We start from the raw sequence: 23,615 nt of genomic DNA, 5'->3' as shown, positions 1-23,615 counted from the left end.
CGGGAGACCGGGGCTTTCTTTATTCACATGCCTGCAGCGATCAATCGATGTCGTCGACGACGGCGTCGGGCTTGCCGCTGATGCGGTGCGCGAGAGCCGCTTCCATGAACTCGTTGAGTTCGCCGTCGAGAACATCGCCCGGAGCGGTGCTGGCAACGCCGGTGCGCAGATCCTTGACCAGCTGGTAGGGCTGCAGGACGTAGGAGCGGATCTGGTGGCCCCAGCCGATATCGGTCTTCGATGCGGCTTCGGCGCTGGCAGCGTCTTCACGCTTCTTCAGCTCCGCTTCGTACATGCGGGCACGCAGCATGTCCCAGGCCTTGGCACGGTTCTTGTGCTGCGAGCGTTCCTGCTGGCAGGCGACCACGATGCCGGTCGGGATATGGGTGATACGCACGGCCGAGTCGGTCGTGTTGACGTGCTGGCCGCCGGCGCCCGAGGAGCGGTAGGTATCGATGCGGCAGTCGCTTTCGTTGATCTCGATGTTGATCGAGTCATCGACGACGGGATACACCCAGATCGACGAGAAGGACGTGTGACGGCGCGCGTTGCTGTCATAAGGCGAGATACGCACCAGGCGGTGAACGCCCGATTCCGTCTTCAGCCAGCCATAGGCATTGTGGCCCTTGACGAGTAGGGTCGCGGACTTGATGCCCGCTTCTTCGCCGTCATGGACTTCCAGAAGCTCGACCTTGAATTTCGAACGCTCAGCCCAGCGGGTGTACATGCGCAGAAGCATGTTCGCCCAGTCCTGGCTTTCCGTGCCGCCGGCGCCGGAATGGACTTCGAGATAGGTATCGTTGCTGTCGGCTTCGCCCGAGAGCATGGCCTCGACCTGGCGGCGCGCAGCTTCGGCCTTCAGGCCCTTCAGCGCTTCCTCGGCCTCGGTGACGATGCTCGCATCGCCCTCTTCCTCGCCCATCTCGATGAGCTCGATATTGTCGTTCAGCTGCTGCTCGAGCTGCCGCACGCCGTTGATGCCGTCATCCAGCTGCTGGCGCTCGCGCATCAGCTTCTGTGCTTCCTGGGCATCGTTCCAGAGGTTCGGGTCCTCTGCCTTGTTGTTCAACCAGTCCAGCCGTCTTATCGCCTGGTCCCAGTCAAAGATGCCTCCTCAGCAGGGTGATAGCCTGCTTGGTTTCATCGACTACGTTTATGATCTCCGCGCGCATTTTCCTGCTTCTCTGCGTTGGTCTCGAGATGGCCCGTCAAATAGTTGCGGCGGCAGCGGATGTAAAGCCCGCAGCCGCCGCATGGCGTTCGACGAAGGTGATTAGTAGAGGCCGCCGCTGTTCGACTGAACGGCCTGGTTGGCCTGCGGCGAGGTCTTCAGGATCTCTTCCGGAGACATGGTGCTGTCCATGCCGATCACCGAGAAGCTGTCGGCCGGGCCGGTGCCGGGCTTGAAGGCTTCGATAATCGTGTTCGGATCGCCTTCCTGCGCCGCCATGCCGGTCTTGCGGTCGATGGCGACGAGGTTCATGCCTTGCGGGATCACGAATTTGGACGGCGGCATGTCCTTGACGGCGGCCTGCATGAACTCGTTGAAGATCGGCGCCGAAAGGCCGCCACCCGTACCGCCGCGGCCAAGCGGCGCCGGCGTATCGAAGCCCATGTAGAGACCGGCGACCAGATCCGGCGTGAAGCCGACGAACCAGGCGTCCTTTTCATCGTTGGTGGTACCGGTCTTGCCGGCGACATCGCGGCCGCCGAGATCAATCTTGCCTGCGGCGGTACCGCGGGTGATGACCCCCTGCATCATCGAGGTGATCTGGTAGGCGGTCATCGGGTCGAGAACCTGTTCGCGGTTGTCGACGATGTTCGGCTCTTCCTGGTTCTGCCAGTCGCCGGCATTGCAGCCGTCGCAGACGCGCTCTTCATGCTTGAAGATGGTCTTGCCGTAGCGGTCCTGGATGCGGTCGATCAGCGTCGGCTTGATCTGCTTGCCGCCATTGGCAATGACCGAATAGGCCGAGACCATGCGCAGAACGGTGGTTTCGCCGGAGCCGAGCGACATGGCGAGCAGCGGCGGCATCTTGTCGTAGATGCCGAAGCGCTCCGCATATTCGGCAACAATGTTCATGCCAAGGTCGTTGGCGAGGCGGACCGTCATCAGGTTGCGCGAATGCTCGATGCCCGAACGCAGCGTCGAGGGGCCGCCGACTTCGCCGCCGTAGTTCTCAGGCTTCCAGACCTGACCGCCGGAGACGATCTCGATCGGGGCGTCCATGATGACCGAGGCAGGCGTATAGCCGTTGTCCATCGCGGCTGCGTAGACGAAAGGCTTGAAGGAGGAACCCGGCTGGCGCATCGCCTGCGTCGCACGGTTGAATTCCGACTGGCCGTAAGAGAAGCCGCCAGCCATGGCGAGAACGCGGCCGGTTTTCGGGTCCATGGCAACGAGGCCACCCTGAACCTTCGGTGGCTGCTGCAGCCGGTATGATGTCGATGTCTCACCGCCCTGGCGCGCGACATAGACGACGTCGCCTGGCGACAGAACGCCCTCAGGCGACTTCGCCGTCTTGCGGTCGCCAGTCGACGAGCGATAGGCCCACTGCATGTTCTTTGCCTGGATGGTACCGCGCTCGCGATCCGGGCCGATCTTGCCGCCACCGTCCTTCGGCGGCTGCAGGCCGATATCGACGCTGTCGTCGGATACGGCGAGAACGACGGCAAGGCGCCATTCGGGAACGTCCGACAGCGCCGGAATGTCGGCGAGAGCCTTGCCCCAGTCGGCAGTCGTGTCGATCGTCTTGATCGGGCCGTGGAAACCGCGGCGCTCGTCATAGGTCGTCAGACCATCCTGAAGGGCGCGGCGGGCAGCCAGCTGCATCTGCGGATCGAGCGAGGTGCGGACCGAGAGGCCGCCTTCATAAAGCGCCTTCTCACCGAACTGGTCGATCAGCTGACGGCGGACGGCTTCGGCGAAGTAATCGGACGCGAAGAGCGACGGGCCGGTGCTGCGGGCGGTGACGCCGAGCGGCTGCTTTTTGGCTTCTTCGCCATCTTCCTTGCTGACATAGCCGTTTTCGACCATGCGATCGATGACCCAGTTGCGGCGCTCAAGCGCTGCTTCCGGGTGGCGGAACGGATGGTAGTTTGCCGGGCCTTTCGGCAGCGATGCCAGATAGGCGGATTCGGCGATCGTCAGTTCGGTGACCGACTTGTTGAAATAGGTGAGTGCTGCGCTACCGATACCGTAGGAGTTCAGGCCGAAGAAGATCTCGTTCAGATAAAGCTCGAGGATCTTGTCCTTGCTGTAAGCCTGCTCGATGCGGAAGGAGAGGATCGCTTCCTTGATCTTGCGGTCGATCGTCTGGTCCGAGGTCAGAAGGAAGTTCTTGGCGACCTGCTGGGTGATCGTCGAGGCGCCGACCGGGCGGCGGCCGGAGCCGAAATTCTGGACGTTGACGAGAATAGCGCGGCCGAGACCGGTGAGGTCGACGCCCGGATGGTTGTAGAAATTCTTGTCTTCAGCCGAAAGGAAGGCAGCCTTGACGCGGTCCGGGATTGCCTGGATCGGCAGGAACAGGCGCTTTTCCTTGGCATATTCGGCCATCAGCGCGCCGTTGCCGGCGTGAACGCGGGTGGTCACGGGCGGCGCATAGCTGTTCAGCACGGCGTAATCGGGGAGATCCTTCGCGACGTTGGCCAGATAAACGGCCACGACAGCTGCTGCGCCAAGAAACATGACGCAAGCAATGCCGAAGAAATATCCAAGAAGTCTGATCATGTTGGGCTACCGGTATTCCAAATCTTCAATCGGCGCAGGCGGTATCATCGCATCAGATCGCGCAATTTACACGTTGCGCGCGGCTTACTCCATGCGCGGCACTGCGACAAGCCGATTCCGCCTCTCGGGTCAGAAACATAGCCGGGAGTAACGGCCTGAATGTGAGCAAAATAGGGCTCCCCTGCCCCATTCCACTGCCATCCTCAGCTTTCGCTCAAACTGTCACATCTTCGCCACGGCATCAGCCGCCATTGGCGGCAACCGACGAATGGTATCGCTTTACGGCATCGGTCAGCAGATCGGCCATCTTCAGCCGCCACTGGTCGTCGAGGAGAAGCTTCTCATCCTCGACATTCGAGAGGAAGCCGAGTTCCAGCAGGATCGAGGGCACGTCGGGTGCGCGCAGGACCTGGAAACCGGCATGCCGGTGCGGATTGTTGATCGTGCCGATTTGATCCTTGAAGGAGCCAAGCACATTCTCGGCAAGCGAGATCGAGAAGGCCTGGGTCTCGCGCCGCGTCAGGTCGAGAAGGATGTCGGCGACTTCAGGCGGCTCGGCAACGGTTTCCTTACCGGCGATCTGGTCGGAGAGGTTTTCGCGCTCTGCGAGATCGGCGGCGAGCTTGTCGGATGCCTTGTCGGAGATCGTGTAGACGGTGGCGCCCCTGATATCCTTCTGTTTCAGCGTATCGGCATGAAGCGAGATGAACAGGCCGGCATGGTGCTGGCGGGCGAGCTGCACGCGCTCGGAAAGCGACAGGAATTCGTCGCTATCGCGGGTGAGGAAGGCCTTGATGCCGGGCTCGCGGTTCAGCCGGTCAGCCAGCGCCTTGGCAAAGGCAAGCGTCACCTGCTTTTCCTCGGTCTTGGTGTCGACGCCGATCGCGCCGGTATCGATGCCGCCGTGACCGGCATCGACGGCAATGATGAAGTCGCCGGGCTTCGGCGCCTCTCCGGCCGGTATCGCGCTCGTCACCTGCTGGTCGGCCGGATCGCTCCAGGACTGGCCTTTGACGAGGGCCGCGAATTCCTCCTTGGTCGTCATCTCGGCATCGAGCACCAGGCGGTGGCCCTTGCCGTCCTCATCCTTCTGCACCTTGGCGATCGCCAGCTTGACCGGTTTGATCGCCGTCAGCACGATGCGGGCACTGCCCTCGCCCATCGCGCCGTAGCGGATATCCTTGAAGAGACCGCGGGCACCGAGCTGCTTGGCATCGAAGCCGAAGGCGGTCGCCGGCAGGTCGATGACGATGCGCTCGGGATTAGCGATGTAGTGAACGGAGAAAGCCGGTTCGCGGTCGAAATCGACGACGATGCGGGTGCGGGCGTCATCGCCGATGATGCGGGCGCCATAGGCAAGCAGCGGTTCGGGCTTGCCGCCATCGGCAGCCGAAGCAGGTCCCACATGAAGACACAGCGCGGCAGCAACGAGCGCGCCCGCCAAAACATTCATCCGCCTGCCGGATTGCCCTTTAGCGGGCCGCTCCCTCTTAACCAATCGACCGCCACACCCTATCTGTCATTGCATATCGGTCCCGGACGCCCGCCAGCGCCGTCAGGCTCCCCCGAGCCTTGTAACACAGCGCATGCCGAATCAGGACCGTTTATCCCCGATTTTCTATGCGTGCCGAAATCCATCAATATTATGGCACATTTGGCTTTTCCCTTGCTATTGTGACAGAGAAACCATACAACGAATTTAGGTTAGAAGTGCTGACGGGATAGAGTCGCCGCGAAGGCTGCCAACCCCACGAGGACCTGGCGCCGCAACCGGCAATCGTCCGCCGTCATATGTGTTTCTAGCCGAGTGAACTGGATTCTGAATTTTCCGGCGTATGCGGAAACTTCATCGGTGGATAGCCACCAAACGCTCTGAGGAGCAAACCCATCGGACCTACGGGTCTTAGTATTGTCGATCTCGCTTGGTCATAATGGTGTCGCAGCAGGTTTTATCCAAAGTCTACAGGCCCCGGGAGAATATCTTCCCCGCTGTTGCCTGGCTGCTGCCTACCCTCCCGAACCAATCGCGACTTTCATTATCCGGCGCAACCGCTCATAACCGTTCCCTGCCTGTCCTAGACACCGGCGGGAATGCGCGTATCGGGCTGCGCCGAGGAGCACAGCTTACATGGCAGACAAAATGCTTATCGACGCGTCTCACGAGGAAGAGACGCGCGTCGTTGTCGTTCGCGGGAACCGCATAGAAGAATTTGACTTCGAGTCGCAGCACAAGAAGCAAATCCGCGGCAACATCTATCTTGCTAAGGTAACGAGGGTTGAGCCCTCGCTGCAGGCCGCTTTCGTCGATTACGGCGGCAACCGGCACGGCTTCCTGGCCTTTGCCGAAATTCACCCCGATTATTACCAGATCCCGCTGGCCGACCGTCAGGCGCTGCTGCGCGCCGAAGCCGAAGAGCATCGCCGCGACGACGACGTCGAGCATGTCGAGACCGCGCCGATGAACGATCCGGCGAACCAGGAGCAACCCGATATCGGCATCGTCGCCAAGGACGAGCCTGCCGAGGAAGTCGCAGCCGAGGCTCCGACCGAGGCAGAAGCTCCGGTTGCCGAAAAAGCCGCTCCGGCCAAGAAGAAGGCCGCGGCCAAGCCGCGCCGCAGCCGCAAGAAGGCTGTCGAAACCACCGCGACCGAAGACGCCGTTCCGACCGATGTCGAAGCACCGGTTGCTTCCGTCGACAGCGACGACGATTCGAACGGCGGATCGATGGCTGCAATGGTCGAAAGCGACTCGATCTCGGAAGAAGTCGATTCCCGCCGCCGCGGCCACGACGACGATGACGACGACGATCACGACCATGAAGAAGAAGTGATCGAATCCGTCGGCGCCGAAGACGCGATGGAAGAAGTGCCGGATCGCGCAGCCCGCCGTCCGCGCAAGCAGTACCGCATCCAGGAAGTCATCAAGCGCCGCCAGATCCTGCTCGTGCAGGTCGCTAAGGAAGAGCGCGGCAACAAGGGCGCGGCTCTCACCACCTATCTGTCGCTCGCAGGCCGCTACTCGGTTCTGATGCCGAACACGGCGCGTGGCGGCGGCATTTCGCGCAAGATCACCAACCCGCAGGACCGCAAGCGGCTGAAGGAAATCGCCCGCATGCTGGAAGTGCCGCAGGGCATGGGCGTGATCCTTCGTACCGCCGGTGCAAACCGCACCAAGGTCGAGGTCAAGCGCGACTTCGAATATCTGATGCGCCTGTGGGAGAACGTCCGCACGCTGACGCTCGCCTCGACGGCTCCTTGCCTGGTTTACGAAGAGGGATCGCTGATCAAGCGCTCGATCCGCGACCTCTACAACAAGGATATCGGCGAGATCATCGTTGCCGGCGAAGAAGGCTATCGTGAAGCGAAAGACTTCATGAAGATGCTGATGCCGAGCCATGCCAAGGTGGTTCAGCCTTACCGCGACATTCACCCGATCTTCTCGCGCTCCGGCATCGAGGCACAGCTCGACCGCATGCTGCAGCCGCAGGTGACGCTGAAGTCCGGCGGCTACCTGATCATGAACCAGACGGAAGCGCTGGTTTCGATCGACGTCAACTCCGGCCGTTCGACGCGCGAGCACTCGATCGAAGACACGGCGCTGCAGACGAACCTCGAAGCCGCCGACGAAGTGGCGCGCCAGCTTCGCCTTCGCGACCTTGCCGGCCTGATCGTCATCGACTTCATCGACATGGAAGAAAAGCGCAACAACCGCGCCGTCGAGAAGCGTCTGAAGGAATGCCTGAAGAACGACCGCGCCCGCATCCAGGTCGGCCGCATCTCGCATTTCGGCCTTCTCGAAATGTCGCGCCAGCGCATCCGCGCTTCGGTTCTGGAATCGACGACGCAGGTCTGCTCGCATTGCGGCGGCACCGGCCACGTCCGTTCGCAGTCCTCCGTTGCCCTGCACGTCCTGCGCGGCATCGAGGAATATCTGCTCAAGAACACGACGCACGATATCACCGTCCGCACCACGCCTGACATCGCGCTCTACCTGCTCAACCACAAGCGCCAGTCGATCGTCGATTACGAAACCCGCTTCGGCGTGGCGATCGTCATCGGTGCCGACAACAGCATCGGTTCGCAGCATTTCGCGATCGATCGTGGCGAGCCGGTCGAGAACCCGGTCAAGATCGAAACGCTCTTCAACTTCGCGGCTATCCCCGACGATGACGACGACGATGTCGTGATCGAGATGGACGAGGAAGAAGACGAAGAGCTCGAAGAAAAGGCAGCCGCCAGCGAGCGTCCTGCCCAGCAGCGTTCGGAAAGCGATAGCGAAGGCGGCAACCGCAAGCGCAAGCGCCGCCGCCGCCGTCGTGGTGGCCGTGGTGGCAATGGCGACCAGGCTTCGGGCCTCGAAGCCTCCGCTGAAGACGGTGCCGACGAAGCAGAAGGCGATGAGGACGAGGCAGAAGGCGATGAAGCCGCTGCGACCGAAGCCCGCGCCGAAGGCGATAGCGACAACGAGCAGCGCCGCAAGCGCCGCCGCCGTGGCAAGCGTGGCGGACGCCGCAACCGTGACGAAAACGGCGAACTGAGCGCCGATGCCGCCGACGGTGAAGGTGAAGGCGACGCCGAGTCGGAAGCTGAAGCCGGCGAGACCGTCGCGGTCGAAACCCAGGCCGAAGTGATCGAAGCCGTTGCAACTGATGCAGCCGAGGGCGAAAGCGCCATGGCAGCCGTCGAAACCGGTGCCTTCGTCACCGAAGAGGTCAAGCCTGCCAAGGGCCGCGGCCGTGGCCGCCGCAAGGCAGCTGCATCGCCTGTCGAAGAGCCTGTTGTCGCCGAAGAAGCGCCTGCAGCCGCTGCAGAGCCGGAAGCCGAGACTGTCGAAGCATCCGCCGATCTCGCCGCTCCTGCTGCTGAAGCCGCTGCGGCCGAAGAGGCAAAGCCGGTCCGCGCCAACCGCGAATCGAACATCTCCTCGTCTGCACCGACCGTGAAGTCGACCCGCGAGGCTGCCGAGGCCGAAGGCGACGGCAAGCCGAAGAAGGCTGGCTGGTGGCAGCGCCGCGGCTTCTTCTAAGAAGCCTGACAGTTCAAAACAAAAATCCGGCCGTGGAGACGCGGCCGGATTTTTTTATGGCTCAAGGATTGATTGGGATCGGCGAAGGCTCAGACTTCGACATGGATCGCCAGAACGGCGGTCGCGGCGTGGTCGCGGACGTTATAGCGCAATTCGCCCTCGACCTTGACGAGGACGTAGGACTTGCGGCCTTCCTTCAGCTTGGCATCGATGTGATCGGTATCGAAGGGGCTGACCAGCGTCACCATATGCGAGCGGTCGGTTTCGAGGCTCCCGAGCTTCTGCAAAGAGGTCAGTATCTTGACCCAGTCGCGGTCGTCCGGAAGGTATATGATAAAGCGGTTCACTGCCTGCTCCTGAACAAGAAGCAGACGTCATATCACCCTCCAGCGTGACCTGAGCGTGACACTACCGGCAGTTATCAAAGGCATCGGAAGAGCCTGCCTTCCTGCTACCGGAAAGACATTTTCATGAGTAAAGCCGGAAGTACGGATGTAGCGCCATGCCGATTTTCAAGCCTCGCCGGCGCCGAAGACGACCGCGTCCAGCCAGGGATTCGAGAACTTGCATTCCGGGTCCATCCTGTTGCGAAGATTGACGAAATCGCCAAACTTCTCATAGCGCGAACCGATGCCGCGCCCGTTGAAGACCTTGCCCCAATGCGGCAGCGCGTCGAACGGCTGTAGCGCCTCCTCGATATGGCGCACCGCCTCGTTGACGGCATCCTGATCCCGCTGCCAGGTGAAGTGCATCGATAGCGTATCGCGCTGATATTGCGGGCTGAGCCACAGCGTGTCGGCGGCGACGGTGCGGAACTCGCCGGCCTGGATCAGCGGCGCGAAACGCTCGCGAATCTTCAGCAAGGCCTCGATTGCGGCTGCGCCATGCTGCCGGGGCACGTGGAATTCCGACTGTATCTCCGCGCCGCTGCTCGGGGTGAAGCCCATCTTGAAATGCGGCAGCCGGTCGGACCAGCGTCCGTAACGGCCGAGTTGCTCCGTCGAGTTGCCGGCATCCAGCCCGATGATCGGGTGACGGTTCACCGTGGCGCGCATTGCGCCATGGAGCTCTGCCGGCCAGTCAGCGTCGGAAGCCGTCCGCTTCAGCCAGATCGCCCCCGCCTTCTCCGCCCATTGCGTGAAGACGCTGACGCTGTAGCCGCCGGCCATGATCTGATCGAGATTGGCAAGCAGCTGATCCCAGGCGAGATCTTCATAGACGCTTTGCGCGATTTCGAATTCCGGCCGGATATCGAGGCTGACCCGCGTCACGATGCCGAGCGCACCGAGATGGACGACCATACCGTCAAAGCCGGGCTCACCGCGCCTGACCTTGACGATACCGCCGTCAGCGGCGACGAATTCCAGAGCCGATACCGCGGTCGCCAGATTGCCGTTGCCGTCGCCCGATCCATGGGTAGCCGTGGCGATCGCGCCGGCAATCGAGATATGCGGCAGCGAGGCGAGATTGTGGATCGCCAGCCGCTGGCCGTGGAGAAACTGGGCAAGATCGCCATAGGTCCAGTGTCCGCCGACGCTGACTTCGGTGCCGTTGCTCTCGACCACCGGATTGGCAGGCATATCCGTCAGCCGGATCGCGGTACTGCCATCGGCGATACCGTTGAAGGAGTGGCCGGAGCCGACTGCCTTCAGCGATCCCGATTGCGCGACGATGCTGCAAAGCTCATCCACCGAGGTGGGGCTGAGGCATTCCCTGAAGCTGTAGTGATAGCTCTCCGCCCAATTGGCTGCCGGAACCTGACGCACGCTACGAACCCTCCCGAATCCATTTGTCGCCTCGAGGTTAGCCGAAACGCGCCGGGTTGAAGAGGCCGCTTGCCGTCAATTCCGTCCTGCCAGATAAGGCAGGGCGAAGAGATAGAGGCCGCTGAAAAGCAGCAGGAACAGCGGCAGAAGCGGTGAATAGACCACCCATGCCGGCGGCGTGCCGAAGGCCATGGTTGCGAAATTGGCGGCGACGGTCACCGTGAAGATGATCGAGATCCAGCGGTGCGCCTGCCGGATAAATCTGCTGAAAGCCACTGTTTCCTCCCTGAAGATATGGCCGAGATTCAAGCGCGCGCCAGCAGCTGCTCGAGGTTCTCGAAGAACTTGTGCCAGCCTGCGCGTGCGCCCATGAAGGCCTGCTGCTGGTCGGGGCGGAATCCGGATTGCTCCATGCGCAGATGCGTGCCCTTCGCCGTCGGCGTCAGGGTCCACGTCACGACGCTTTCGAGGCCATGGGCGTCCCAGCTGTAGGAGAGCGTCTTGTTCGGTTCGACTTCGCGGACAGCGCAATCGACCGAGCCCCAGTCGCCGCTGAACTTGAAGCGGTGGTCGACCACCGGCTTGAAATCGTTCCGCATGAGCCAATCCTGCAAGAGATGCGGCTGCGTCAGCGCGCGCCATATCTTTTCCGGCGGAAAGGCGATCTCCCGCTCGACGATCACGGTGCGCCGTTCGTGGGTTGCTTCGCTCATTGGTCCATCCTCTTCAAAAGCTCTTCGAGATCATCGAACCGGCTCTCCCAGAAGCCGGCCATCTTCGTCGTCCAATCCGCCAGCGGGGCCAGAGCCTCGATGCGGGCGCTGTAATGCGTCTGGCGTCCCTCATGCCGGTCGCGCACCAGGCCAGCCTGCTTGAGGACGGCGAGATGCTTCGAGACGACCGGTTGCGAGACCCCTGCTCCTGACGTCAGCACGCCGACCGTCTTCTCGCCCTCCAGGCACAGGCGCTCGAAAAGCGCGCGGCGGGTCGGATCGGCGAGCGACCGGAAAAGCAGGTCCTGGGGGCTTTGTGTTTCCAATTCATACCTCATTGGCTATGGGTTTATTCATAGCCATTTGGGTATTGATTAGTCAAGAGGCTTGTGAACGGGCTCCGCTCGAACGCAGACAGGCCTTCACCTTGCCGCTACCCTAAAAGCAATGATTCCAGCACAAGGCCCCTCCACTGGCATGACCGAGATCTTAGACGCGCCGGATATGCGCCGCGGCCTCCACCTGTTCACCGATGGCTCCTTCGATCCGAAGTCCGGCCACGGCGGCTGGGCATTCGCTGCGTATCGCGACGGCGCCGAAATCGCATCGGCATCCGGTGGCGTCGTTAAGGCCGAGAATAACGGCATGGAACTGCGGGCAATCCTGGAAGCGGCGCGGTGGGTCGATGCAAACGCATCTGGCGAGACCGCAATCATCTGGACAGACTCGGCCTATGCCATAAAGGGCTGCACGCTCTGGAGGCCGATCTGGCGGAACAACGGCTGGAAGAAGATCGGCGCCAACGCCAATCTGAGGAATCGGGCGATCGCCAACAAGGACATCTGGCAGGCGATCGACGGCGCGCTATCGCGCAACGCCGCCTTGACGATCGCCTGGTGCAAGGGCCATGCCGGCATCGGCGGCAATGAGCGGGCCGATGAGCTGGCGGAGCGCGGGCGCCTGTCGCTTCGCCCGCTCACAAACTGATTCAAGCGCCTGCGGAATTGATTCAGGAAACCGGCGCAAGCGCAGGAAAACAGACTCTATTTCAGCCAGCCGGCCATGCGCTCGACGGCCTCAGCGATCTCCGATTCGGATCCCGCATAGGACATGCGCATCGTCCTGTTGCCCTCCAGCGGATCGAAATCGAGACCCGGCGTGGCCGCGACATTGATCTCCGCCAGCATGCGCTTGGCAAAGGCCATGCTGTCATTGCTGAAGCGTGTGACGTCGACATAGGCGTAGAAGGCGCCATCCATCGGCGAGGCCACCGGCAGGCCGATCTCCGGCAGGCGGCGGAGCAGGAAGTCGCGGTTTGCGGCATAGCTCGCCTTGTAGACGTCGAGCTCGGCAGCAGCGCCAAGCGCTGCCGTCGCGGCGATCTGCGAGAGCTCCGGCGGCGAGATATAGAGGCTCTGGGCGACGCGCTCGATCGGGCGCACCAGGCGCTCGGGCAGCACCATCCAGCCGATCCGCCAGCCGGTCATGCAATAGTACTTCGAGAAGGAATTGATGACGATCGCCTCATCGGTCAGCTCCAGCGCGCTGGTCTCCTCGCCGGCGAATGTCAGGCCGTGATAGATTTCGTCGGAGATGAAGGCGATCGAATTGGCGGCGCAATAGTCCGCAAGCGCCTTCAGCGCCGCCCTGCCCGTCACGGTTCCGGTCGGGTTTGCCGGGCTTGCGAGCAGGATGCCCTTCAGCTTCACGCCATTCTCGCGCTGTGCGGCTTCCAGGCTTTCCGGCGTCAGCGTAAAATGCGTCTCGGCCGTCACGGCAACTTCGATCACCTTCAGCCCGAGCGCGCCGAGGATGTTGCGATAGGCCGGATAGCCGGGCCGGGCAATCGCCACAGCGTCACCGGCATCGAAGAGCGACAGGAAAGCGAGATTGAAACCGGCAGACGAGCCGGTGGTGATGGCGATCCGCGCCGGATCGATCTCCAAGCCATGACGGTCGCGGTAGTGCCAGGCAAGCGCATGTTTCAGCCGCGCTGTCCCCAGCGCATCGGTATAGCCGATCTTGCCTTCCGCAAGTGCCGCGCGGGCCGCCTCAAGTGATGCCTGCGGAGCAGGATGCGAGGGCTGGCCGACCGCCATCGAGATGACCGGGTGGCCGGCGGCGCGCCGTTTGGTCGCCTCCGCCAGGACATCCATGGCGTGGAATGGCTCGACTTCGCTGCGCTTCGATACGGAAAACAAGGTCTGATAACTCCGGATATTCAATTGCGGCCAGACAATTGCCGCATTATCAGGTTCATCACAATCCCGCGATTGCGCGGCGATCCAGAAAAATCCTGTTTGATGGCCGGGCCGCACACCGTAATTTGATGCTTCTCATTCAAGCCCATTAACCGGGCGATGTTATGAAGCGGCATCGCATTCGATCAGCCGACGAGGACACAATGGCTCTCTTTCCGAAAACCTTCACCGCCCTTGCGCTCGCTGCCAGCTTTGCCATGCCGCTTCCAGCGCTCGCTCTCGACGATGCGCAGAAGAAAGAATTCGGCGAGTTCATCAAGGAATACCTGATCCAGAACCCCGAGATCATGCTCGACGTTCAGGACGCGCTGCAGAAGAAGCAGGAAGAAGCACGCCTCGTCAAAGCCAACCAGGTGATCAGCGAGAACAGCAAGAGCATTTTCGACGCCAAGGACGACATCTCGATCGGCAACCCCAAGGGCGACGTCACGATCGTCGAGTTCTTCGACTACAATTGCGGCTACTGCCGCCACGCGCTCACCGACATGCAGACGATGCTGAAGAAGGACAAGAATGTCCGCTTCGTGCTGAAGGAATTCCCGATCCTCGGACCGGAATCGGTTGCCGCCCACAAGGTTTCGGACGCTTTCCGCAAGCTGGCGCCGGAGAAATACGAGCAGTTCCACCTGGCGCTGCTCGGCGGCGAAGGCCGTGCGGATGAAGACAGCGCCATGGAAGTCGCCTCCTCGCTCGGCGTCAACGAAAAGCAGATCCGCGACGAAATGGCGAAAAGCCCGGATACCGGCTCGGTGCAGAACGCCTATGACCTGGCGCAGAAACTCGGCATTTCAGGCACGCCGTCCTATGTGATCGGCAACGAGCTGGTACAGGGCGCGGTCGGCTTCGACGACCTGGAAGCGAAGGTCAAGAACATGCGGACCTGCGGCAAGACGAGCTGCTGAGGCTCTCGCCCATCAAATCGCCAAAATCCAAGCGTTTCAGCCATGTGGACAAATATGGCACGATTCGGGATGCCTATCCCAAAGGGCTTTCATTAAGGCCATGGGGAGTCTATAGGTTGCCCTCGTGCATTCAATGGAACACTCGATGACGCAAACGATTTTCGTCCTGAACGGGCCAAACCTGAACATGCTGGGCAAAAGAGAACCCGGCATCTACGGTGGCAAGACGCTTCAGGACATCGAGGCGGATTGCCGGGCTGCGGGGAAGGAACTCGGTTTCGAGATCGACTTCCGCCAGAGCAACCACGAAGGCACGCTGATCGACTGGTTCCATGAAGCCAACGACAAGGCGGCAGGCGTTGCCATCAATGCCGGCGCCTACACGCATACATCCATTGCACTGCATGATGCGATCAAGGCTATTTCCATTCCGGTGATCGAGCTCCATATCTCGAACGTGCATGCACGCGAAGAATTCAGGCACAAGTCGATGATTGCCCCTGCCTGCAAGGGTGTAATCGTCGGCTTCGGCCCCCACAGCTACATTCTGGCGCTCCAGGCGCTGAAGAACCTCACGGCATAAGAAGAAGACAGGGCAAACACTCATGGCTGAAAAGAAATCCGGTATCGACCAGGCACTGATCCGTGACCTCGCGAACATCCTCAACGACACGGACCTGACGGAAATCGAAGTCGAGCAGGACGATCTGCGCATCCGCGTTTCGCGCGGCGGCAACATGCAGTACGTCCAGGCGCCGATGGCGGCTCCGGCTTACGCTGCTGCTCCGGCAGCTGCAGCACCCGCCGCTGCCGCGGCACCGGCCGCAGCAGCCGCTCCGGCGCGCAACCCGGCCAACACCGTCAGCGCTCCGATGGTCGGCACCGCCTATATGGCACCGGCTCCGGGCGCGCGCGCCTTCATCGAAGTCGGCTCGACCGTCAAGGAGGGCCAGACGCTGCTCATCATCGAAGCGATGAAGACCATGAACCAGATCCCGTCTCCGAAGTCGGGCAAGGTCACGGAAATCCTCGTCGAGGACGGAAGCCCCGTCGAATACGGCCAGGCCCTGGTCGTCATCGAATAAGGCGGGCGTCATGGTCTCCAAAATCCTCATTGCAAACCGCGGTGAAATTGCGCTGCGCGTCTTGCGCGCCTGCAAAGAGCTCGGCATTCCCTGCGTCGTGGTTCACTCCACGGCAGATGCCGACGCCATGCATGTGCGTCTTGCCGACGAAAGCGTCTGCATCGGCCCGCCGCCTTCGCGTGACAGCTATCTGAACATTCATCAGATCGTTGCCGCCTGCGAAATCACCGGCGCCGACGCGGTTCACCCGGGCTACGGCTTCCTCTCCGAGAACGCCAAGTTCGCGGATATCCTCGAGGCCCACGGCATCACCTTCATCGGCCCGACCGCGGATCACATCCGCATCATGGGCGACAAGATCACCGCCAAGACGACGGCGCAGGAACTCGGCATCCCCGTCGTTCCGGGCTCCGACGGCGAAGTGAAGACCGAAGAGGAAGCCATCAAGACGGCGGCCGAAATCGGCTATCCCGTTCTGATCAAGGCAACCGCCGGCGGCGGCGGACGCGGCATGAAGGTTGCCAAGTCCGAAGCCGACCTGATCGAGGCATGGTCGACGGCCCGTACCGAAGCGGCTGCCGCTTTCGGCAACGAAGCCGTCTACATGGAAAAGTATCTCGGCAAGCCGCGCCATATCGAAGTTCAGGTATTCGGTGACGGCGAAGGCAATGCGATCCATCTCGGCGAACGCGACTGCTCGCTGCAGCGCCGCCACCAGAAGGTCTGGGAAGAAGCCAATTCTCCCGCCCTCAACGTCGAGCAGCGCATGAAGATCGGCCAGGTCTGCGCCGACGCCATGAAGAAGCTGAAGTACCGCGGCGCCGGTACGATCGAGTTCCTCTACGAGAACGGCGAGTTCTATTTCATCGAAATGAACACCCGCCTTCAGGTCGAGCATCCGGTCACCGAAGCGATCACCGGCATCGATCTGGTGCATGAGCAGATCCGCGTTGCCTCCGGCGGCGGTCTCTCGGTCACGCAGGACCAAATCACCTTCGAAGGCCATGCCATCGAATGCCGCATCAATGCCGAGGACGCGCGCACCTTCGTGCCCTCGCCCGGCACGATCACGCATTTCCATGCGCCCGGCGGTCTCGGCGTGCGCATCGATAGCGGCGCGTATCAGGGCTACAAGATCCCGCCCTATTACGACAGCCTCATCGGCAAGCTCATCGTGCACGGCCGCACCCGCGTCGAATGCATGATGCGCCTACGCCGCGCGCTGGACGAATTCGTCGTCGATGGCATCAAGACCACGCTGCCGCTGTTCCAGGACCTGGTTTCCAACCAGGACATCGCGAATGGCGACTACGACATTCACTGGCTGGAGCAATATCTGGCCAGCACCAAACCGGCCTGATCCGGAATGGCAGGGTCGCGCAGGAAGTCCCCAGGTATTACCCCGGAGATCCTCCTGCGCGCCTACTCCATCGGCCTCTTCCCGATGGCCGAATCGGCTGACGACCCGGAAATCTTCTGGGTCGAGCCGGAGCTTCGCGGGGTGATCCCGCTCGACGACTTCCACATTTCGAAAAGCCTGGCGAAGACCATTCGCCGAAAGCCGTTCGACATCCGCTTCAACTCGGATTTCGACGCGGTGATCTCGGCCTGCGCCGAGGAGACGTCCGGGCGGCCGAGCACCTGGATCAACGGCACCATCCGGCAACTCTATTCGACGCTCCATCGCATCGGCCACGCGCATTCGGTCGAAGCCTGGGACGGCGATGAGCTGGTCGGCGGCCTCTATGGCGTTTCGCTGGGAGCGGCCTTCTTCGGCGAGAGCATGTTCTCGCGACGCACCGATGCCTCGAAGATCTGCCTCGTGCATCTGGTCGAGCGGCTTCGGGAGAAGGAATTCAAGCTGCTCGATACGCAGTTTACCACCGAGCACCTGAAGACGTTCGGGGCGATTGATGTTCCGAAGGAAGAGTATGCCGTGATGCTTGATGCGGCGATGGATTCGCCTCATCTGCAGTTTTAGGGCGGCTATCGGTGCGCCCGCCCTCGCCCTTCGAGGGTCGCTTTGCTCCCACCTCAGGGTGAGGGCTTCTCAAGCTTGAATGCATATTCCTAGACGACGGCATATGCTCCGCCCTCATCCTGAGGTGCCCGAAGGGCTTCGAAGGACGAGGGTCGGCCACCGGCCGCAACAGCCAAACCAATCAGAAATTTACTTGGCCTTTGCCGCACCATCCGGCGCTGGCACATCCGACTGCGCCTTGCAGTCCTTCAGCCAGACGTCATAGATCGGATGCTCGACGGCATTCAGACCCGGGCTGTCGGCGAACATCCAGCCGGTGAAGATGCGGCGGATCTTGCGGTCCAGCGTGATCTCGTCGACTTCGACGAAACCGTCGATCTTCTGCGCTTCCGACTGATCGCGCGAATAGCAGGCCTTCGGCGTCACCTGCAGGGCGCCGAACTGGACGGTCTCGTTGACATAGACGTCGAAGGTGGTGATGCGGCCGGTGATCTTGTCGAGGCCGGAGAAGACGGCGACAGGGTTTTCGATGCGCGCGGCGGACGCCGCCTGCGGCAGCAAAGAGGAGCCAAGCGCCAGGGCGATCCCGGCGGCACGCAGGACATGGTTCCGCGTGAAAAGCTGCATATCTACCCGTCTCCACCGCATCTCAAGATAATGGCCGCAGCTTCTGCGGCCAACCTGCGGGTAAAGGTCAATTGTGGCCAAAAGCGGGGCCGGATGGCCCGCTTCGCGGTCGAGAAACTCAGTTGCCCGGCGTCCAGGCGTCGTAGTCGCCGGTAACGCGCGGACGCTCACCGGTTGCGGCTAGCGAACCCGGCGGACGGTAAGCCTGCGGCGAACCGGTCGGGTTAGCGCGGTGCGCCTTTTCCCATTCCTTGGCGGCGTAGTTTTCCTTGGACGGCGGGGTATCGGTGCGATGATGCATCCAGCCGTGCCAGCCCGGAGGAATGGCGGAGGCTTCGGCATAGCCGCTGTAGATCACCCAGCGCTTCGGCAGGCCGTAGGAAGACAGGCCGCCTTCGTAATAGACATTGCCGAGCTCATCTTCGCCAACACGCTTGAAGCCGCGAAGCGCAAACAGTGTTCCCAGCGTGTAGTGGTTCCACCAGGTGAAAATGTGCAGCAGGAAGTTCTTCATGTCTGTTCCTTGTGCTTGAGGGAGGTCAAGCGGGACTGGAATTCGTTCACTCGCTTATGCCGCCGGAAGACCCGATTGTCCAGTGATTCCAGATCGGCACAGGCTCATTTCAGGGCCATCTTGAAGCCGAGATGCGACGGCTCAAAGCCCAGGCGCTCGTAGAAGCGGTGTGCATCCTTGCGCTTGCCATTGGAGATCAGCTGAACGCGGGAGAAACCGCGGCTTTTTGCCTCTGCGATGCAGAACTCGATCATCTGCCTGCCGATGCCCTGCCCGCGCAAATCATCGCGCGTCTGCACCGCTTCGATGATCATGAAGGAGGCGCCGCGGCCGGTCAGCGTCGTCGCTATCGAGGTCTGAAACGTGCCGGCAACTTCGCCGGACAGTTCGGCAACATAGAGCGTCTGATCCGGTGATGCGGCAATCGCGGAGAAGGCCCGCAAATAGTCGGGAAAGGCAGCCTCGTCAGTCGTATCGCCATGGCCGCCGATATCGTCGGCGGCAAACAGCGCGATCAAGGCGGCAAGGTCGGCTTCCCGGGCTTCACGGATAATGAGCTGGCCGGTCATGAGGCTCTCAATGGGTGGGGAGATGCTTTTCGAGCACGAGCGTGGCGATGCCCGACTGGCCGGGACCGACATTCTCGTTGCGGCCGACTTCGGCGAAGCCGAGCCTGGTGTAGAAGCTGATCGCTTCGGCGTTCTTCGGCTCCACCTCGAGGCGCATGATCTCGGCATCGGGGAAACAGGTTTCGAGCTCGGCGAACATATCGCGGCCGATGCCCTGACGCTGCAGCGCCGGGCGAACGTAGAGGAGATGCAGAACCGCCGTCTTCGCCATATCCGTGGACATGACGGCATATCCGACGCCACCGATATCCTTGCCGCTGTCGGCAACGACGAACTCGGCATTCTTCTTCGCCAGCCGCTCTTTCAGGGCTGCCGGAGCAAACAGATGGGCGATGAGTTCGTTGACCTTCGGCTCGCCGTAGAAGCGATCGTAGGCGGCGTGAAAGCTCTCGACCAGGAGAGTGCGGACCTTCTCCAGATCACGCTCACCGGCGGTGCGGACGAAATAGACCATTGTCGCTTTCCTGTGGCGCGGCGGCAGCGCGGTGCTGCCGCCTGCCGAGGTTATTCCTCGACGATGCCGAGCTTGGCCTTGACCAGCGCCTGGACGGCCTGCGGATTGGCCTTGCCGCCGGTTGCCTTCATGACCTGACCGACGAACCAGCCGGCCAGTGTCGGCTTTGCCAGAACCTTGGCGACCTGATCCGGGTTGGCGGCGATGATCTCGTCGACAGCCTTTTCAATGGCGCCGGTGTCGGTCACCTGCTTCATGCCGCGGCTTTCGACGATCTCGGCCGGGTCGCCGCCTTCGTTGAGAATGATCTCGAAGACGTCCTTGGCGATCTTGCCGGAGATGGTCTCGGCCTTGATCAGGTCGATGATGCCACCGAGCTGGGCCGGGGAAACCGGAGTCGATTCAATGTCTTTGCCGAGTTTGTTCAAGGCGCCGAGCAGGTCGTTGATGACCCAGTTGGCGGCCATCTTGCCATCGCGGCCGTCTGCGACGGCTTCGAAGTAATCGGCAATCGCCTTTTCCGAAACGAGAACCGAGGCGTCGTAGATCGACAGGCCGAGCTCGCGCACGAAGCGCTCTTTCTTGTCATCCGGGAGTTCAGGCAGATCGGCTTCTAGCGCCTTGATGAAGGCGTCGTCGAATTCGAGCGGCAGCAGGTCCGGATCGGGGAAGTAGCGATAGTCATGCGCATCTTCCTTGGAGCGCATGGAGCGCGTCTCGCCCTTATTGGGATCGAACAGGCGGGTTTCCTGATCGATCGAACCGCCGTCTTCGAGAATGCCGATCTGGCGGCGTGCCTCGTATTCGATCGCCTGGCCGATGAAGCGGATCGAGTTGACGTTCTTGATTTCGCAGCGCGTGCCGAAGCCTTCGCCGGGGCGGCGCACGGATACGTTGACGTCGGCGCGCATCGACCCCTCGTCCATGTTGCCATCGCAGGTGCCGAGGTAGCGGACGATCGAGCGCAGCTTCGTCATGTAGGCCTTGGCCTCGTCGGACGAGCGCATGTCTGGCTTCGAGACGATTTCCATCAGGGCGACGCCCGAACGGTTCAGGTCGACATAGGACATGGTCGCATGCTGGTCGTGCAGCGACTTGCCGGCGTCCTGTTCCAGGTGCAGGCGCTCGATGCCGATCTCGATATCCTCGAACTGGCCCTGACGGTCCGGACCGAGCGAGATGACGATCTGGCCCTCACCGACGATCGGATCCTTGAACTGCGAGATCTGATAGCCCTGCGGCAGGTCGGGATAGAAATAGTTCTTGCGGTCGAAGAGCGAGCGCTTGTTGATCTGCGCCTTCAACCCGAGACCGGTGCGCACCGCCTGCTTGACGCATTCCTCGTTGATGACGGGCAGCATGCCGGGCATGGCCGCATCGACGAGCGAGACGTTGGAATTCTGCGGCTTGCCGAATTCGGTCGAAGCGCCGGAGAACAGCTTCGAATTCGACAGCACCTGCGCATGGACTTCCATGCCGATGATGACTTCCCAATCGCCAGTGGCGCCGGGAATGAAGCGTTTCGGATCAGGCGTGCGAACGTCGACAAGGGTCATTTGATGCTCTTTGGAAGGCTGTTCTTTTCATCTGGTGAGGTAAAGGAAATGGCTTGCGGGTGCAAGGCTTTCGGCGCGCTTGCGCTATCGGCTCCCGTTTTCGGGCTGTTAACAGCGGCGCGCTAGCATGGATCTATGATCGCCTCCCATCTGCTTCAGCTCGCCGCCCTGCTTCTCGGCTACAATCTCTTCGTCTTCGCAACCTATTTCATCGACAAGCGCGCCGCGCGGCTGGGACATCGGCGCGTCAGCGAGCGGACCTTGCTGATGCTTGCATTATTCGCCGGCAGCCCGGGCGCCATCACCGCACAGCGTCTGCTGCGTCACAAGACGCAGAAGGAGCCGTTCCGCACGCTTCTCATGGGAATCGCGGTGCTGCATGTGGTGATGCTTGGCGGCGCTGTTGCGTTTCTCACCGCACGCCGATTGGGGCTCGTCTAGAAATCCGGCCCATAAGTGCCGTCGCCAGCCGTCTCCAGCGGCTTGGTCAGGCCGACGGATGGCACGTCACGGTCGAGCTTCGGATTATAGACGATCGACAGCCAGTGGATGGAATAGCCATGCTTCTGGAAGAAGTTGATCGCCTCGTTGTTCCCCGAATGCGTCTGCATGCCGACGCTGGAAAAGCCCTGATCGGCGATATCCGTCTCGATCTGCGAAAGCAGCGCGGCACCGACGCCCTGACGGGTGAAGGAAGGGTCGATCCAGAAATCCGAGATCGTCTCGTCGAATTTTTCCCGCGCGCCCCAGCCGACAATCTGGCCGTTGAGCTCGGCAACGGTGATCGTCAGCCAGCTGTTATGGGTGAAGTTCGAAAAGGCGCTGCGCGCGGCATCGAGCAGCGCGTCCGTCTCGCCCATGGCCGCCATCGCCTTTTGCCAGGCTCTGAGGCCGATCTCACTCAAAAGGTCCGCCTCGCCCTCGCGGGCATTGCGAATGTGGATCATGGAACCCCCGTTCAATGATCAAAGTAGAACACCGAATCGCCAGCTTTTCCATCGGTTTGCGCAGCTTGCGCACCGTTTTTGCAGGCCCGTGGCGAATCCGGCGCGCTTGACGGCAACCTGTGCGTGGGTTAGGCAAACCTTATGTTGAATTCGTCTGAGACCCGCTAAGGGCCCTGCCCGCAAATCTCTTTGCGCGCATGGGCCAGAAAAAAACGAAGCCCCGCCGTTCGCCTTGAGCGACGGATCGTTTTTTTTGCGCTTTCGAGCGCTGCGACCGGATCAACACAACAATGGACATTTCACGCGCCGAACAGCGCATCCTGCACCTGCTCGCCCAGGGCGGCAGGATCGAACTCACCCGCGGCGAAAACCGCACGATCGAGAAGCTGCAACTCTTCACGAGAGAAGGCTGGGTCTTCTCCGGCCTCGACATCCTCACCTTCCGCAAGCTCAAGCAGAAACGGGCGATCCGCTCACAGGGCGGCAAGCCCTACCGGATCACCGAGCGGGGGTTGGTGCTGGTGCGGGCGGAGCAGGATAACAGGTGACGATTGTGGGTCAGCTCGCTGATGAGCTGGCCCACCTCTAAATCGACAGGGTTGGCGCAAAACCTTCTTCGCGCTATCTTAGTGTTATGAGCGATCTGCGAGACACCATCCCTGTCGAAGACCTGACCGAAGTGCAGCCCACTGCGGCTGCCGACGCGGGCTATGATGCATGGAAGGAAAAGAAGATCCGAGCCGCACTGAAGCAGGCGGATGATCGCTCCTCAATGGTCCCGGCAAAAAAGGTCTGGGAGCGTTTCGGGTTTGAACGTTAGTTTCACGCCACAGGCCATCGCCGACCTCAGCGAAATTCATAGCTATATCAGGGAATTCGACCCGAGTGCCGCCGATAGGATTCTCTCGCGCATCCGGCAAGTCATCGAGATATTCGAGAATTTCCCTCTGCTCGGCCGGGAGGGCAGCATCAACGGCACGCGAGAATTCGCGATTTCCGGACTGCCCTATACGATCGTCTATCGCATCATCTCCGCCGTCGATCTCGATATCCTGACCATCGTCCACCAACGCAAGCTTTATCCGCCGCAGCAGGATTGAAGTCATGCACGGCTGGATAGCTCAGCCTTCATCGCCGCCCATTCCTCAGCGAGCGTCCCAGCTCCACGAGAGCGTCCAGCGCGGCGGTACCAATAATCGGCGTTCCAGTCGTCGCCTTCGATGCGGTGGCAAAGGGCGTGGCCCCAGTCGAAGGGGCGCTGCCCTTCGTGCGCCTGGCAGATATTGTGAACGGCGGTCCATTCCGCGCCCATGACGAAACCGGCGGCCGCGAGGCTGTCGAGGGACGCTATCAGATTTTCAAGATCAGTTTTGGACATTGCACCTCCCAGCGTTGCCAATTCCAGATGCATTTCGAGGTTC

General features: G+C 61.4%; 27 protein-coding genes. 11 read left to right on the top strand and 16 right to left on the bottom strand.

Annotated elements, in window-relative coordinates; genetic code table 11:
- Positions 1-40 precede the first annotated feature (40 nt).
- From prfB to ACQZ5H_RS03720, 3 genes are all read right to left on the bottom strand, one after another.
- A protein-coding gene (gene prfB / locus ACQZ5H_RS03730; RefSeq protein WP_112720412.1) for a peptide chain release factor 2 occupies positions 41-1,172 on the bottom strand; the annotation gives its coding sequence in 2 pieces (ribosomal slippage) (positions 41-1,102 and positions 1,104-1,172; 1,131 coding nt in all).
- A gap of 101 nt (positions 1,173-1,273) precedes the next feature.
- A complete protein-coding gene (locus ACQZ5H_RS03725) occupies positions 1,274-3,733 on the bottom strand; it encodes a penicillin-binding protein 1A (protein ID WP_112720413.1) in 2,460 nt (819 codons plus the stop codon).
- A gap of 241 nt (positions 3,734-3,974) precedes the next feature.
- A complete protein-coding gene (locus ACQZ5H_RS03720) occupies positions 3,975-5,186 on the bottom strand; it encodes an N-acetylmuramoyl-L-alanine amidase (protein ID WP_112720414.1) in 1,212 nt (403 codons plus the stop codon).
- A 675-nt stretch (positions 5,187-5,861) separates the two neighbouring features.
- Between ACQZ5H_RS03720 and ACQZ5H_RS03715 the strand changes: the two genes are divergently transcribed.
- Positions 5,862-8,759, top strand: coding sequence for an Rne/Rng family ribonuclease (locus ACQZ5H_RS03715; protein WP_449096766.1), 2,898 nt, complete (start codon positions 5,862-5,864; stop codon positions 8,757-8,759).
- 89 nt (positions 8,760-8,848) lie between these two features.
- Here ACQZ5H_RS03715 and ACQZ5H_RS03710 read toward each other — a convergent pair whose 3' ends face one another.
- The 5 genes from ACQZ5H_RS03710 to ACQZ5H_RS03690 form a co-directional block, all read right to left on the bottom strand.
- Positions 8,849-9,106: a hypothetical protein gene (locus ACQZ5H_RS03710; protein WP_112720416.1), complete on the bottom strand. Its 258-nt coding sequence runs from the start codon at positions 9,104-9,106 to the stop codon at positions 8,849-8,851.
- Positions 9,107-9,271: 165 nt separating this feature from the next.
- Positions 9,272-10,525 carry a D-arabinono-1,4-lactone oxidase gene (locus ACQZ5H_RS03705; RefSeq protein ID WP_449096765.1) on the bottom strand — a complete coding sequence of 418 codons (1,254 nt, stop codon included), beginning with the start codon at positions 10,523-10,525 and terminating at the stop codon, positions 9,272-9,274.
- A 75-nt stretch (positions 10,526-10,600) separates the two neighbouring features.
- Positions 10,601-10,801 (bottom strand): hypothetical protein, encoded by a 201-nt coding sequence (locus ACQZ5H_RS03700; protein WP_112720418.1) that lies wholly within the window; start codon positions 10,799-10,801, stop codon positions 10,601-10,603.
- Positions 10,802-10,830: 29 nt separating this feature from the next.
- Positions 10,831-11,238, bottom strand: a complete 408-nt coding sequence (locus ACQZ5H_RS03695) for an SRPBCC family protein (RefSeq protein ID WP_449096764.1) — start codon at positions 11,236-11,238, stop codon at positions 10,831-10,833.
- Positions 11,235-11,564 (bottom strand): ArsR/SmtB family transcription factor, encoded by a 330-nt coding sequence (locus tag ACQZ5H_RS03690; protein WP_449096763.1) that lies wholly within the window; start codon positions 11,562-11,564, stop codon positions 11,235-11,237. Before ACQZ5H_RS03690 ends, ACQZ5H_RS03695 begins: the two co-directional genes overlap by 4 nt.
- Before the next feature lie 151 nt (positions 11,565-11,715).
- On the opposite strand from ACQZ5H_RS03690, the gene ACQZ5H_RS03685 reads away from it, so the two are divergent.
- On the top strand, positions 11,716-12,225 hold the full coding sequence (locus ACQZ5H_RS03685; RefSeq protein WP_449096762.1) for a ribonuclease H family protein: 510 nt from the start codon (positions 11,716-11,718) through the stop codon (positions 12,223-12,225).
- Between the two features lie 56 nt (positions 12,226-12,281).
- Here the strand turns inward: ACQZ5H_RS03685 and ACQZ5H_RS03680 are convergent, their stop codons facing one another.
- Positions 12,282-13,439, bottom strand: coding sequence for a pyridoxal phosphate-dependent aminotransferase (locus ACQZ5H_RS03680; protein WP_449096761.1), 1,158 nt, complete (start codon positions 13,437-13,439; stop codon positions 12,282-12,284).
- Between the two features lie 203 nt (positions 13,440-13,642).
- On the opposite strand from ACQZ5H_RS03680, the gene ACQZ5H_RS03675 reads away from it, so the two are divergent.
- From ACQZ5H_RS03675 to aat, 5 genes are all read left to right on the top strand, one after another.
- Positions 13,643-14,401 carry a DsbA family protein gene (locus ACQZ5H_RS03675; protein WP_449096760.1) on the top strand — a complete coding sequence of 253 codons (759 nt, stop codon included), beginning with the start codon at positions 13,643-13,645 and terminating at the stop codon, positions 14,399-14,401.
- Between the two features lie 145 nt (positions 14,402-14,546).
- Positions 14,547-14,984 (top strand): type II 3-dehydroquinate dehydratase, encoded by a 438-nt coding sequence (gene aroQ / locus ACQZ5H_RS03670; protein ID WP_449096759.1) that lies wholly within the window; start codon positions 14,547-14,549, stop codon positions 14,982-14,984.
- A 22-nt stretch (positions 14,985-15,006) separates the two neighbouring features.
- On the top strand, positions 15,007-15,486 hold the full coding sequence (gene accB / locus ACQZ5H_RS03665; RefSeq protein WP_112720424.1) for an acetyl-CoA carboxylase biotin carboxyl carrier protein: 480 nt from the start codon (positions 15,007-15,009) through the stop codon (positions 15,484-15,486).
- Between the two features lie 10 nt (positions 15,487-15,496).
- Positions 15,497-16,846 (top strand): acetyl-CoA carboxylase biotin carboxylase subunit, encoded by a 1,350-nt coding sequence (gene accC / locus ACQZ5H_RS03660; protein ID WP_449096758.1) that lies wholly within the window; start codon positions 15,497-15,499, stop codon positions 16,844-16,846.
- A gap of 6 nt (positions 16,847-16,852) precedes the next feature.
- Positions 16,853-17,467 carry a leucyl/phenylalanyl-tRNA--protein transferase gene (gene aat, locus ACQZ5H_RS03655; protein ID WP_203429048.1) on the top strand — a complete coding sequence of 205 codons (615 nt, stop codon included), beginning with the start codon at positions 16,853-16,855 and terminating at the stop codon, positions 17,465-17,467.
- A gap of 189 nt (positions 17,468-17,656) precedes the next feature.
- Here the strand turns inward: aat and ACQZ5H_RS03650 are convergent, their stop codons facing one another.
- The 5 genes from ACQZ5H_RS03650 to gatB all read right to left on the bottom strand — a co-directional run bounded on the left by ACQZ5H_RS03650 (position 17,657) and on the right by gatB (position 21,247).
- Positions 17,657-18,094, bottom strand: coding sequence for a DUF2155 domain-containing protein (locus ACQZ5H_RS03650; protein ID WP_449096757.1), 438 nt, complete (start codon positions 18,092-18,094; stop codon positions 17,657-17,659).
- Between the two features lie 118 nt (positions 18,095-18,212).
- Positions 18,213-18,608 carry an NADH:ubiquinone oxidoreductase subunit NDUFA12 gene (locus tag ACQZ5H_RS03645; protein ID WP_112720428.1) on the bottom strand — a complete coding sequence of 132 codons (396 nt, stop codon included), beginning with the start codon at positions 18,606-18,608 and terminating at the stop codon, positions 18,213-18,215.
- 104 nt (positions 18,609-18,712) lie between these two features.
- The gene (locus ACQZ5H_RS03640; protein ID WP_449096756.1) at positions 18,713-19,177 is read right to left on the bottom strand and encodes a GNAT family N-acetyltransferase; all 465 of its coding nucleotides are present in this window, start codon (positions 19,175-19,177) and stop codon (positions 18,713-18,715) included.
- A gap of 7 nt (positions 19,178-19,184) precedes the next feature.
- Positions 19,185-19,691, bottom strand: a complete 507-nt coding sequence (locus tag ACQZ5H_RS03635; protein ID WP_449096755.1) for an N-acetyltransferase family protein — start codon at positions 19,689-19,691, stop codon at positions 19,185-19,187.
- 50 nt (positions 19,692-19,741) lie between these two features.
- The gene (gatB, locus tag ACQZ5H_RS03630) at positions 19,742-21,247 is read right to left on the bottom strand and encodes an Asp-tRNA(Asn)/Glu-tRNA(Gln) amidotransferase subunit GatB (protein ID WP_449096754.1); all 1,506 of its coding nucleotides are present in this window, start codon (positions 21,245-21,247) and stop codon (positions 19,742-19,744) included.
- A gap of 135 nt (positions 21,248-21,382) precedes the next feature.
- Between gatB and ACQZ5H_RS03625 the strand changes: the two genes are divergently transcribed.
- Positions 21,383-21,688 carry a DUF1294 domain-containing protein gene (locus ACQZ5H_RS03625; RefSeq protein WP_449096753.1) on the top strand — a complete coding sequence of 102 codons (306 nt, stop codon included), beginning with the start codon at positions 21,383-21,385 and terminating at the stop codon, positions 21,686-21,688.
- On the opposite strand, the gene ACQZ5H_RS03620 is transcribed toward ACQZ5H_RS03625, so the two are convergent.
- On the bottom strand, positions 21,685-22,194 hold the full coding sequence (locus ACQZ5H_RS03620; protein WP_449096752.1) for an N-acetyltransferase family protein: 510 nt from the start codon (positions 22,192-22,194) through the stop codon (positions 21,685-21,687). The genes ACQZ5H_RS03625 and ACQZ5H_RS03620 overlap by 4 nt on opposite strands.
- A gap of 290 nt (positions 22,195-22,484) precedes the next feature.
- Here ACQZ5H_RS03620 and ACQZ5H_RS03615 point away from each other — a divergent pair, with 290 nt between their 5' ends.
- From ACQZ5H_RS03615 to ACQZ5H_RS03605, 3 genes are all read left to right on the top strand, one after another.
- The gene (locus ACQZ5H_RS03615) at positions 22,485-22,742 is read left to right on the top strand and encodes a YjhX family toxin (RefSeq protein WP_130282543.1); all 258 of its coding nucleotides are present in this window, start codon (positions 22,485-22,487) and stop codon (positions 22,740-22,742) included.
- Positions 22,743-22,828: 86 nt separating this feature from the next.
- Positions 22,829-23,014, top strand: a complete 186-nt coding sequence (locus tag ACQZ5H_RS03610; protein ID WP_130282545.1) for a hypothetical protein — start codon at positions 22,829-22,831, stop codon at positions 23,012-23,014.
- Entirely contained in the window at positions 23,004-23,294 is a 291-nt protein-coding gene (locus tag ACQZ5H_RS03605; protein ID WP_112720436.1) for a type II toxin-antitoxin system RelE/ParE family toxin, read from the top strand. The genes ACQZ5H_RS03610 and ACQZ5H_RS03605 overlap by 11 nt, the downstream gene beginning before the upstream one ends.
- Before the next feature lie 2 nt (positions 23,295-23,296).
- Here the strand turns inward: ACQZ5H_RS03605 and ACQZ5H_RS03600 are convergent, their stop codons facing one another.
- Entirely contained in the window at positions 23,297-23,572 is a 276-nt protein-coding gene (locus tag ACQZ5H_RS03600; protein ID WP_112720437.1) for a hypothetical protein, read from the bottom strand.
- Positions 23,573-23,615 lie beyond the last annotated feature (43 nt).

Source organism: Rhizobium sp. 21-4511-3d (genome assembly GCF_053522545.1).
This window is presented reverse-complemented; position numbering and strand designations above follow the sequence as displayed.